General features: G+C 65.6%; 14 protein-coding genes. 9 read left to right on the top strand and 5 right to left on the bottom strand.

The annotated features are described in order from the left end of the window. Positions 1–20: 20 nt before the first annotated feature. Positions 21–1112 carry a LacI family DNA-binding transcriptional regulator gene (locus ACFE8X_RS11020; protein ID WP_375451520.1) on the bottom strand — a complete coding sequence of 364 codons (1092 nt, stop codon included), beginning with the start codon at positions 1110–1112 and terminating at the stop codon, positions 21–23. Between the two features lie 435 nt (positions 1113–1547). Next, entirely contained in the window at positions 1548–1961 is a 414-nt protein-coding gene (locus ACFE8X_RS11025) for a DUF4864 domain-containing protein (RefSeq protein WP_375451521.1), read from the bottom strand. Between the two features lie 160 nt (positions 1962–2121). Between ACFE8X_RS11025 and ACFE8X_RS11030 the strand changes: the two genes are divergently transcribed. Continuing rightward, positions 2122–2421, top strand: a complete 300-nt coding sequence (locus tag ACFE8X_RS11030) for a hypothetical protein (RefSeq protein ID WP_375451522.1) — start codon at positions 2122–2124, stop codon at positions 2419–2421. Between the two features lie 73 nt (positions 2422–2494). Here ACFE8X_RS11030 and ACFE8X_RS11035 read toward each other — a convergent pair whose 3' ends face one another. After that, entirely contained in the window at positions 2495–2881 is a 387-nt protein-coding gene (locus tag ACFE8X_RS11035) for a GNAT family N-acetyltransferase (protein ID WP_375451523.1), read from the bottom strand. 131 nt (positions 2882–3012) lie between these two features. On the opposite strand from ACFE8X_RS11035, the gene ACFE8X_RS11040 reads away from it, so the two are divergent. The 3 genes from ACFE8X_RS11040 (at position 3013) to ACFE8X_RS11050 (ending at position 6114) form a co-directional block, all read left to right on the top strand. Beyond that, complete coding sequence (locus ACFE8X_RS11040) at positions 3013–3717, top strand: Spy/CpxP family protein refolding chaperone (protein ID WP_375451524.1); 705 nt, start codon at positions 3013–3015, stop codon at positions 3715–3717. A gap of 110 nt (positions 3718–3827) precedes the next feature. Then, positions 3828–5060: an aminotransferase class V-fold PLP-dependent enzyme gene (locus ACFE8X_RS11045; protein WP_375451525.1), complete on the top strand. Its 1233-nt coding sequence runs from the start codon at positions 3828–3830 to the stop codon at positions 5058–5060. A gap of 160 nt (positions 5061–5220) precedes the next feature. Next, positions 5221–6114: a DMT family transporter gene (locus ACFE8X_RS11050; RefSeq protein ID WP_375451526.1), complete on the top strand. Its 894-nt coding sequence runs from the start codon at positions 5221–5223 to the stop codon at positions 6112–6114. A gap of 311 nt (positions 6115–6425) precedes the next feature. Here ACFE8X_RS11050 and ACFE8X_RS11055 read toward each other — a convergent pair whose 3' ends face one another. Both ACFE8X_RS11055 and ACFE8X_RS11060 read right to left on the bottom strand, forming a co-directional pair. Continuing rightward, positions 6426–6821 carry a hypothetical protein gene (locus ACFE8X_RS11055; protein WP_375451527.1) on the bottom strand — a complete coding sequence of 132 codons (396 nt, stop codon included), beginning with the start codon at positions 6819–6821 and terminating at the stop codon, positions 6426–6428. Next, positions 6818–7207, bottom strand: coding sequence for a hypothetical protein (locus ACFE8X_RS11060; RefSeq protein ID WP_375451528.1), 390 nt, complete (start codon positions 7205–7207; stop codon positions 6818–6820). Before ACFE8X_RS11060 ends, ACFE8X_RS11055 begins: the two co-directional genes overlap by 4 nt. Before the next feature lie 366 nt (positions 7208–7573). Between ACFE8X_RS11060 and ACFE8X_RS11065 the strand changes: the two genes are divergently transcribed. From ACFE8X_RS11065 to ACFE8X_RS11085, 5 genes are all read left to right on the top strand, one after another. Then, positions 7574–8167, top strand: a complete 594-nt coding sequence (locus ACFE8X_RS11065; RefSeq protein ID WP_375451529.1) for a thymidine kinase — start codon at positions 7574–7576, stop codon at positions 8165–8167. A 2-nt stretch (positions 8168–8169) separates the two neighbouring features. Next, entirely contained in the window at positions 8170–8556 is a 387-nt protein-coding gene (locus ACFE8X_RS11070) for an acyl-CoA thioesterase (RefSeq protein ID WP_375451530.1), read from the top strand. A gap of 125 nt (positions 8557–8681) precedes the next feature. Then, positions 8682–9365 carry an SH3 domain-containing protein gene (locus ACFE8X_RS11075; protein ID WP_375451531.1) on the top strand — a complete coding sequence of 228 codons (684 nt, stop codon included), beginning with the start codon at positions 8682–8684 and terminating at the stop codon, positions 9363–9365. 430 nt (positions 9366–9795) lie between these two features. Then, a complete protein-coding gene (locus ACFE8X_RS11080) occupies positions 9796–10359 on the top strand; it encodes a peptidase inhibitor family I36 protein (RefSeq protein ID WP_375451532.1) in 564 nt (187 codons plus the stop codon). Positions 10360–10455: 96 nt separating this feature from the next. Further along, complete coding sequence (locus ACFE8X_RS11085; RefSeq protein ID WP_375451533.1) at positions 10456–11235, top strand: DUF429 domain-containing protein; 780 nt, start codon at positions 10456–10458, stop codon at positions 11233–11235. Positions 11236–11454: the final 219 nt, after the last annotated feature.

An 11454-nucleotide genomic window follows, 5' to 3' on the forward strand; every position in this document is an offset into this window, starting at 1 on the left:
CGCACGAATTGCGGCAACGGTCACGACGACTGTGGCGGCGCCGTGGTTTGGCGGATCGCCAATTGTCCGTCCAGCACGTGCCGGCCGCTGATCTGGGTCCCGCCCAGGATGGCGTCCACGGCGCGGCGGGCGATCTCGTCCATCGGCTGGACCAGCGTAGTCAGCTTGGGCGTGGCCACCGCAGCCTCGGGCACACCGTCAAAGCCCACCACCGACACGTCCCCCGGCACCGTCCGCCCGTGGCGAAACAACCAGTCGACCGCATGCATGGCAATCTTGTCCGACATTGCCAGGATCGCCGTCGGCGGCGCCGGCGCCTTGAACATCAGCGCCATCACGGCATCGGTGCTGGCGCCGTTTTCGCGCGTTTCAAAGATCGGCACGCTGGCGCGATCGACCCCGGCCGCCTCCAGGGCCTGCCAATAGCCGATGGCCCGGTCCCGTGAGGTCGAATAGGTCGCTGCGCGCACCTGCGCCTCCGAGATCGGCCCGCTGTGACCTCGGCTCATTTCGGTCGCAAGGATCGCCAGCCGCCAATGTCCCAGCCCGAGCAGATGCTCGGCTGCCACCCGCGCCCCGGCGACATTGTTCACCCCGATCGCTGGAATCGACTGGTCCTCCGCGCCGATCGCCAGCGCGACATAGGGCAATTGCCGCTGCCTGGTGATCTCGACCAGTTTCTCCCCACCCTCGACGCACAGCAGGATAAAGCCATCGACCAGCGCCGATTGAATGTTCCAGGCCATGCGTTCGTCGTTGAGCGCCGAGACCAGCGCGACACCCGCGCCCCGCGCGTCGCAGATTTCCGCAATGTTGCTCATCAGCTGCCGCGCCCACAGATCTTCGAAGAAATAGCTGAGCGGTTCGATCGCGGCGACGCCGATGGCGTTGACCTTGCCGGCGCGCAGCAGCCGTCCCGTCAGGCTCGGCCCGCCATACCCCATGGCCTTGGCCACGGCCAGCACGTGCTCGCGCACTTCATCGCGCACGATAGCGGGTCGGCTGAACACATTGGACGCCGTGCCCTGCGACACCCCCGCTTTCTTGGCCACGTCCGCCAGCTTGACCTTGGCCTGCGTCGTCCCCGATATCGTCTTTGCTGTCTTGATCATCCCCGGCTCCCTATCACAAGACTTGTATCGGTTCAAATTTCGCTTGACCAAAAGCCGCCCTTGCAGCAGATTGAACCGATTCAACGCCCCGTGCGTTCACCGATTGAATCGTTTCAAAGGAAGTATAGAATGATAATTCCCAGCAGCTACCTGTCCCGTACCCTCTATCAAGACCAATGGGGCAATCCTCAGAACCTGCACGCGGTCGACGCGCCCACCACCCTGCCCCGTCCGCCGCACGGGGTCATCAACCTCATTGCCTCAACCCGGCGCGCCCTGGCCATGCTAATTATCGCGCCACCATGGCAGGGCCGATCCACGGCAAATCGTCCTGTCCATGACGGCGCGGGCCCAACATCACCACGAGCGTCGTGCCACCCGCCCGACGCTCGCCATCGCAACGCTAGCCGGCACAATACGCCAAACCGTGAGGCGCTAAATCCCCACGCCCTCTTCCTTGCGCAGCACCACGCCCTCGACGCGCCAGCCAATATCGGGCTCGTTGGTCATCTGGTACAGCGCCTCGTAAAGCCCTTGGTCCGGGCCGACGAACTTGACCACCTGCATCACCATCGTCTCGCTGACCTTGGTGAAATCGCCAAAACTATGCGAGCGCGATGCCACGATCGGCCCATAGCCCGACGAAGCGATGGCCTTGATGAAATCGTTGGGATCCTTGAACTGCGTCTTGAAGCCCGCGCCTGCCAGATCGAGCGCCGTGACGCCATCCCCCGCTCGGAACGCTTCGATCTGCCCGGTGACCGACGCTTGCCAGGGCGCCTCGTCCAACTGCGCCGCTGCGGGCAGCAGCAGCGCCATCATCAATGCCAGAGCCAATATAACCCGCATGATCGTTTTCCCCTGGATATCGCGGCGCAGTACGCACCATGCGCGCGGCGCCACAGTTCTGCCCTCAAATGGTACGCTCTTGACCCCGATCGATACAAACTCTGTGCGTATTCCGTCTGTTTAGTGACGCTTGCGGCAACAATGAGCGAGACGCGATCCCATGCACAAATCTACGTCTCCAGGGCGGAAAAGTTTCAGGCTCTATGCGATCGTCTCCAGCGCCCTGATCGGCGTGGGAGCGGCTGCGGCCTTGGCGGCGGGCATTACCCCGGCGACCGCGGCAAGCCTGGCGCGCAATGCGGACACCCAGGTGGCCGTGTTCATGATTCCGCTGACCCTGCTCGTTTTGACGGTTTTGCTTGAGGTGACGCGTATTGCCTTGCGTGGCGCCTTGCCGGCGGAAGCTACACCCCGCCGGCGCTCTCGCCTCGACTGGAAACCCGGCAACGGCGAGGGCTGACCTCCCAATTCACCGTCCCGACGACCCTCCGGGCCGGCCCACGCCGGCCCTTTTCTTGCGCTGTGCTTCCCCCCTAGTCCAGTGCCATCAGCCCTGCCGCCGTCGGCCCGAACCCGCAACCCCGATAAAACCCGTCCAGCCGCGGCTCGAAATCGACATGCAGCCATCGCACGCCGCGCGCCCGGGCCGCTTCCACGGCTGCCGCCACCAACCGCGTAGCGATGCCGCGCCGCTGATAGTCCCCGGCGACGCAGGTATCGAGGATGAACGCGTGGCTACCCCCGTCCCACGCCACATTGACGAACCCCACCAGCAGCGCCCCGTCATAGGCCCCGATATGGGCAAGGCTGCGCTCCAGGATCGGCTGGAAGCTTGCCGGCCCCGCCTCGCCCCAGGCCGCCAGCCATAAGGCGCGCAGCGTCTCGTCCGGTGGAAACGGATTGCTAACGATATTGATCAAATGCCGCTCTTTCGCGTTGTGACCTTACCAGCCTGTCCAAGTGTTCATCTCCCCGCAAGGTCGTGAGCAGGTGCGACGGGCTAAGTTTCCCATGCCGGACCGACCGGCTCCCATGCACAAGGACCTACCCCATGAAGACGATCTCCACGACCGCCATTATCGCTGTGATGACGGCCACCATCGGCTTTTCCGCCGTGGCCCCCGTCATGGCCCAGCAGGCCGATCAGCCCAGCTTCGGGCAGTTTCATCAGCAGCGGGGCGATGGCCCCAATGTTCACCAGCAGCGCGGCAATGGCCCCGATCGCCATGCCGGCAATCCAGGCGGCCGTCGCGGCGCCGGCATGCTCGGCCAGATCCTCGATTTCGGCCGCGGTGGCGAAAATCTCGAAATCGCGCTGGTCCGGCTCTCCCACCGCATCGATCTGACCGACGAGCAGAAAACCCTGCTGGAAACCCTCAAGACCGACGCACTCGCCGCCCAGGCCAGTTTCGCCGGTGTGGTGGACGCAACCCGTCCGGCCGCACCCAGCCAAACCGCCCAGCGCCCCGACATGGTGGAACAGCTGGACCAGCGCATTGCTCTGGAAAACGCCCATGTCGATGCCCTGACCGCCGTCCAGCCCGCCTTCGAAGCCTTTTTCGCCAGCCTGAGCGATGAGCAGAAGGCCCAATTGATGCCCCAGCGCGAGCGCCACATGGGCATGAATGGCCGGCCCGACATGGGTCCCGGCCAGCACCATCGCCCGCGCCCCGGCATGATGGCTCCGGCAACCCCGCCCGCGCCGCCTGCCCCCGAAGCACCGGCCGCCGCCGACCCCGCCGCCATCGACGGCTGATCGTTTCGGCCTGCCACGCCCCCGGTCCCGCAAAGGACCGGGGCGTGCCCGTGTTGCGCCCGCCCCTATCATGATCTACCTATCGGCCACCCACCGACTGGACCGATCCCATGACCGCTTTGCCTCTCGACCCGGCCCGCCTGCGCGCCCAGTTTCCAGCCTTTGCCGAACCTTCCCTTCACGGCCAGGCTTTCTTCGAAAATGCCGGCGGCTCCTATATGGCGCGCCAGGTCATGGACAAGCTCGACCACTATGTCCGCGCCACCAAGGTGCAGCCCTATGCCGCCTACCCCGCTTCCCGCGCGGCCGGCGAGGCCATGGATCTGAGCTTCACCCGCCTGGCCCAGGCCCTCAATGTGGGCGCCGACTGGATCCATTTCGGCCCCTCCTCCTCCGCCAACAGCTACGTTTTGGCCAATGCCTTCGGCGCCTGGCTCCAGCCCGGCGATGCCATCATCGTCACCAACCAGGATCACGAGGCCAATTCGGGCGCCTGGCGCCGCCTTGCCGCCCGCGGCATCGACGTGCGCGACTGGCAGGTCGATCCGCAGACCGGCCGCCTGGCGCTGGCCGGCCTCGATGCCCTGCTCGACCCCAAGGTCCGCCTCATCGCCGCGACCCACTGCTCCAACGTCGCCGGCGAGATCAATCCCGTCGCCGAAATCGCCGCCCGCGCCAAATCCATCGGTGCCGTCACCGTCATCGATGGCGTCAGCTACGCCCCCCATGGCCTGCCCGATATCGCCGCGCTCGGCGTCGATATCTATCTGTTCTCCGCCTACAAGGTCTATGGCCCCCACCAGGGCGTTATGGCCGTGCGCCCGTCGCTGGCGATGGACCTGCCCAACCAGGGCCACTTCTTCAACAACGAAAAACCCCGCTATCGGCTGACCCCCGCCGGCCCCGACCACGCCCAGATCGCCGCCGCCTCCGGCATGGTGGATTATCTTGAAACCGTCGCCGACCTCGCCGGTCCCGCCACCCCGGGCGAAACCCCCTTCGAGCGCGCCCACCACGCCATGCGCGCGCAGGAAATCGCCCTCGCCACGCCCCTGCTCGATTATCTGCGTGCCAAAAATGCTGTGCGCCTCATCGGCCCCGACGATCCCGCTTTACGCGCCCCCACCATCGCCCTGGCCCTCAACGAACCCGGCGCCACCGTTGCCGCCCGCCTGGCCCGGCACGGCATCATGGCCGGCGGCGGCCACTTCTACGCCTACCGCCTGCTCGAAGCCCTCGGCATCCCCCCCGCCCACGGCGTCCTCCGCCTCTCCTTCGTCCACTACACCACCCCCGCCGAAATCCAGCAGGCCATCGCCGCCCTCGACGCCGAATTGAAGTAGCGCCCCCTCACTCGGCGCTACGCGCCACCTTCTCCCACGAGGGGAGAAGGGTCGACTGCAGTCTCACGGCTCCTTCCCCTTCTCCCTCGTGGGAGAAGGTGCCCGAAGGGCGGATGAGGGGGTCTCTCGCCCCACACCCCGAACCACCCTGAAAGCCCCCATGCCCCGCCCCCTCGCCATTGCCCTGCTCCTGTTCTGCACCATGCTCTGGGGCTTTGCCTTCGTGGTGCAGAAATCGGCCATGCAATCGATGGGTCCGCTGACCTTTATCGGCCTGCGCTACCTGCTCGGCGGCCTCGTCATCCTGCCCGTCGCCCTGCTCGAACGCCGCCGACAGTCCGTTCATCTCACCAAAGCCAACTGGCTGTTCATCGCCGTCATGAGCCTGGCCTTCTTCATCGGCTCCTGGCTGCAACAGGCCGGCCTGCTCACCACCACCGTCACCAATGGCGGTTTCCTGACCAGTCTTTACGTCCTGTTCGTGCCCGCCATCGCCCTGCTCGTCTTTCGCGCCTGGCCCCACCCGGTCGTCTGGGTGGGCATGCCCCTGGCGCTGGTCGGCATCTACTATCTCAATGGCGGCGGCCTCGACACGCTCAACGCCGGCGACATCCTGGTCATCGTCAGCGCCCTGTTCTGGGCCTGTCACGTGCTGATGCTCGGCCACATCGCCAGCGTGACCGGCCAGCCGATCCTGGTGTCCTGCATCAGCTTCTTCGTCGCCGGCGCCGTCGCCCTGGCCCTGGCCCTGGCGCTCGAAACCCCCAGCCTTGGCGGCATCATGGGCGGCTGGATGGAAATCGCCTATGCCGGCATTTTCTCCACCGCCGTGGCCTTCACCTTCCAGGCCGTCGGCCAGCAATATGTGCCGCCCGCCAATGCCGCCATCATCCTGTCATCGGAAAGCCTGTTCGCCGCGCTCGGCGGCGCCATCCTCCTGGGCGAACGCCTGCCCGCCATCGGCTACGCCGGCGCCGCCCTCATCCTCTTCGCCATCCTCCTGGTCGAAATCGTCCCCGCACTCGGCACCCGCACGACATCCCCGGTCCAGTAACTCATCCGCCCTTCGGGCACCTTCTTCCTCAAGGGGAGAAGGAGACTGAGCCAAGAACTATCAGTCGTCACCCCTCGCCCCCTGTGGGAGAGGGACAGACATTTCTGCGTTCAGCAGAAATGTCAGGGTGAGGGGTCCTGCGTCATAGCATGCTTCAATGCATAAGTAAGAGACCCCTCATCCGCCCTCCGGGCACCTTCTCCCTCAAGGGGAGAAGGAGACAGCACCGATAGTACCCAGTCATCACCCTGACATTTCTGCGTCCGGCAGAAATGTCAGAATGAGGGGTTCTTACCACCAGCGCATCCTACTCACTCCCCATACCGAAACAGCCGATACGTCTTGCAGATCACCAGCGCCACGCAGCCCTCGATCACGATTTCATCGTCGCCCACCTGCGTGATCGTCCCGCCGGCCGTTTGCCCGAACAGGTGCAGGTCGCCCTGCCATTCATTGGGCGTCACTGGCCCGGCATGGTCGATCAGCAGCGTGTTGAGATAGGGCAGGTTCTCCGCATTGTCCGCGCCATTGCCCAGCCAGATCAGCGTGCCGCACAATTGCGTGCCGTCCCCGCACATCTCGACCCGATAGCGCGAGTCGCCCATCTCGATTTCCCAGATCCCCACCGGCGATGCCGCCCAGGCCGCCGGCCCCGCCAACAGGCCTGCCAAAACGATGCCGCTGCGCAATGCCCCATGCCGGCTCATGGGCTGTGCCGCACCATCTGGTAGGTCTTGCACACCACGAGGAACGCACAGCCCGACAGCGTCATCTGGTCCTCGCTCTGCTGCGTGATACTGCCCGACATCTTGTATCCCAACAGCTGCAGCGTGCCCTTCCAGCGCCCCGGGCCCGCCGCCGCCATGCCCGTCGCCACGGGCGTATTCAGGTAGCGCCGATATTGCGCGTTGTAGTCCGCGTCCGACAACCACACCAGCATGCCGCACAATTGGGTGCCGTCGCCACACAATTGCAGTTGAATGCGCGTGTCGCGCGTATCCAGTTCCCACACGCCATTAGGCGATGCCAGGGCCGGCATCACGCTCGCCGCCAGCAACCCCAGCACCACGGCAAACCGACCAAGACCCGACATCCACGCCTCCGCGTTTGTAACCCGCCCCAGCCTGCCGCCGGCAAGCTGAATGCCCGCTGAACGGACACGGCGAACACGCTTTTCCACAGTCACATCCCGGTCATTGCGCTGTCACATCAAGCCCCTAGGCTCCTCCTGGTTCCGGCCTTTACCCCATCGGTCCGAACCGCCCGGCCCCGCGTTGCCCCAACGCCGCGCCCGGCACGTCACGCGAGCCCGGTCGCCAGCCCGGCTCGAGCCGACCCCAATCGGCATTTGGGCCGCCTTTCGGGGCGGCCTCTTTTTGTGTGGAGCAACCGCGTTTGCCTCTCGCGCGCCGGGTCCGGCTCCGGCACAACCGGGCAATCGAAACCTGACGCGCGGACCATGGCCAAACTCTATTTTTCCTATGCGGCCATGAATGCGGGCAAGTCCACCCTGCTGCTGCAGGCTGCCTACAATTACCGCGAGCGCGGCATGCGCCCCCTGCTGTTCACCTCCGCGCTTTATGCCGAGAACAATGTCGGCCTCATCAGCTCGCGCCTGGGCATTTCCGAGCCCGCGGCGCTCTATTCGGCCACCGACGATCTGTTTCAGCTCATCCGCGACGAGGCCGAAACCGCCAAGGTCGATTGCGTCTTCGTCGATGAAGCCCAGTTCCTGTCCCACGACCAGGTGTGGCAGCTCGCCCGCACCGCCGATCGCCTGCGCATTCCGGTGATGACCTTTGGCCTGCGCACCGATTTCCAGGGCAAGCTGTTTCCCGGTTCCGCCGAATTGCTTGCCATTGCCGACGTGCTGCGCGAAATTCGCACCATCTGTTCCTGCGGCGCCAAGGCGACCATGGTGGTCCGCCAGGGGCTCGATGGCCGGGTGCTGACCGACGGGGATCAGGTCGCCATCGAAAAATCCGTCTATCTGTCCCTGTGCCGCCGGCATTGGGAAGAAGCTGTCGGCCGCTGGCCGGTAAAAGGACCCTGATCATGCAAGCAAGCGGCACCGACCCCAAGGGCGAGCTGACCATCCGCACCCTGGCCATGCCCGCCGATACCAACCCTGCCGGCGATATTTTCGGCGGCTGGGTGATGAGCCAGATGGATATCGCCGGCTCCATTGCCGCCCACGAGCGCGCCAGGGGCCGCACCGTCACCGTGGCTGTCGAGGCGATGACCTTCATCGCCCCGGTCAAGGTCGGCGACGTGCTCTGCGTCTACACCACCATCGAGCGCGTCGGCACCACCTCGATCACCGTCGCCATGGAAGCCTGGGCCCGTCGCAATCGCCTCGCCGATCGCGTCAAGGTCACCGAGGCCCGCTTTGTCTATGTCGCGCTCGACGAGCACGGCGCCAAGCGCCCCATCGCGTCCTGATGTCGTTCACTTCCCATTCAGCTGGTGAATGCTGAAAAGGCCGTCAATCCTGCGGGACACAGGAACTCTTCTCCAGCCTGTCCCGTTTCTGCACACTACTAGCGTCATCGCCGAGGAGCGACTTCATGAACCGCCACACCCGCACCATGCTGCTCAATGTAGCGACCGGCATCGCCGTCGCCGCCGCCGCAGCGCTCGTTTTCCTGCCATCCGCCCAGGCGGCGCCTGGCGTCGTGACCTCCAATGTCAACGTGCGCTCCGGTCCCGGCACCAATTTCGCGGTCGTCGACATGGTCCAGAGCGGCACGCCGGTGGATGTGCAGCGCTGCGAAGGCGCGTTCTGCTATGTCCAGAAGCCAGGCCCGGATGGCTGGATTTCCGCCAGCTATCTCAGTGCCCAGGGCGGTCGCCCCGCCGATCCGCGCAATCCGGGCCTGTCCTTCGGCTTCAATCTGGGCGGCAATGGCGGCCCCAGCATCAATATCGGCGTCGGCAACGGCAATCCCGGCGTCTTTCCCACCAATCCCGGCCGTCCGCGCCCGCCGGTCTATGATCCCCCGTCGCGCTCGGCCGAGGTCTGCTTCTACGATCGCACCCGCTTCAACGGCGACAGCCAATGCTTCGAGGAAGGCGATAGCGTCCGCGACCTCGGCCGCAACGCCTATAGCTTCCGCTCGATCGACAACCCCGACGGTCTCGAGGTGCAGGTCTGCGCCGAACGCAACTTCCGCGATTGCCGCACCTACACCACCAGCGCCGCCCAACTCGGCGACTACGACGAATCCATCGTCTCCCTCCGCGTCCGCTAGCCGCACGCACAGCTTAATAGCCAAAATCCCCAGTCGACACCTCCCCCTCCCAGGGGGAGGACTTTGAAGCGGCTCGAAGGGATAAATCGCTCCAGTGGAGCGATTTAAGCGAAGAAGGCCATGAGGGCTACGCCCGAATGGCGGTGGGGGTTCCCCCACCCCAATATCCGGGCCCTCGCCCCCTACCCAGCCTCCCCTAATAGGGGGAGGGCGCCGCCGCTAACACCGACATCATCATCCCAAAATCCCCAGTCGACACCTCCCCCTCCCAGGGGGAGGATCAAGGTGGGGGTCCCTCCTCGCCCCAATACCCCCTCCCTCACCCCAAGCCCAACGCTTTTTACCCACCCCACAACAATGCCGCTTGGATGCCGGCGCTTCGCGCGATAGGATCGCCCCAATTCAGTGCAGTGTACCGGAGTTCCCACCCATGTTGCAGCGCGCGCGCCACTTGCTTATCGCCCTCTCCGGCTTGATCCTGCTGGCCGTGCCTGCGGCTTTTGCCGCTAGCGACACCGGCTATGGCACCCCCGCCTCCAGCACCGCCACCCTGACCCTGTTCGAGGGGCCCGGCGTGCGCTACGACGCCGTCGGCACCATTGGCGAAGACCTCGACGTCACCGTCTATCGCTGCTCCGGCCTCTGGTGCCTGGTGGGCGATCATCAGCCCCGCGGCTGGACCGCACTAGGCAATCTCGATTTCGGCCAGCCCGGCCGCCTGAACTATGCCGCCGGCGGCCCCGGCGAAGTGTGCTTTTATGAAGGGCGCAACTATACCGGTCCTTCCCTCTGCCTCGGCTCCGGCCGCGTCTTCACCGACCTGCTGCTCTATCACCTCGACAACCGCTTCTCCTCGGTGTCGATCCAGGGCGACGTCTCCGTCGCCGCCTGCCGCGACCGCGATTTCAAAAGTTACTGCAACCGCATCCTGGCCAGCCAGCCCGTGCTCGACAAATTCCTCAACGACCACGTCTCCGCCATCCGCGTCTATTGACAGGTTTGCTGGCAGTCTGACGTGACGGCAGGCCCGCCATCGTCCGCTTTGGATCCTGTGCCGCGCGTTCACCCTCAGCCAGAGCGCCCGAGCCCCATGCAATCCGTCCTCGGCATCGACGCGGCGTGGACCACGACCCAGCCCAGCGGTGTCGCGCTGGTTGCCGCCGACGGCGATAGTTGGCGCCTCCTCGCCGTGGGGAGCAGCTACGGCGCCTTCTACCGTCGTGCCGGCCTCGCCGATGCTGCCGATGCATTCGACGCAACCCGCCTGCTCGCCGCCGCTGCGGCCCTGACCGGCCATCCCATCACGCTCGTCGCCGCCGATATTCCCCTGGCCTACCAGCCGATCAACGCGCGCCGCGCCTCCGACAATGCCGTCTCGCGCCTCTACGGCGCCCGCCACGCCAGCACCCACACCCCCAGCGTCACCCGACCCGGTGCCCTTGCCGACCGCATGACGGCCGATTTCGCCGCTGCGGGTTATCCGCTGCGCACCGCCGCGCCCGTCGACTTCGGCCTGATCGAAGTCTATCCCCATCCGGCCCTGATCGAGCTCGCCGCCGCCCCGCGCCGGCTGCCCTACAAGATCGGCAAGACCGCCAAATACTGGCCCGGCCTCCCCCTTGCCGATCGGCGCGCCAACCTGCTCGCGCAATGGCGCATCATCGTCGCGCTGCTCGATGCCCGCATTGCCGGCGTCGCGGCAGCCCTCCCCCTGCCGTCTCCCGACGCCTCTGGCCGCCAGCTCAAGGCCTGGGAAGACGCGCTGGATGCCGTGGTCTGCGCCTGGGTCGGCATGACCGCGCTGACCGGCCGGGCGCTGCCGCTGGGCGATCACCATTCTGCCATCTGGGTTCCGGCGTCCCCTTCCTGACATCAATTGTCAGCAGCCCCGTTCCGTCTCCGTTCATGGGGTGCTAAGCTCGCTTCACAGTTGCAATCCGGCGTCGCAGTCCCCATTTTGGGGTCTCCCCAAATCACGGTGTTCCCATGGCTGAAAAGTCCGCCCGTCCCGGCCAGCCTGACCGGCGCGAGGTCAAACGAAGCTCCGAGTTTTCCATCGACGAGTTCTTCAGCGAAATCGAAAAGGCCG

The organism is uncultured Devosia sp. (genome assembly GCF_964244875.1).
Classification (GTDB): Bacteria; Pseudomonadota; Alphaproteobacteria; order Rhizobiales; family Devosiaceae; genus Devosia.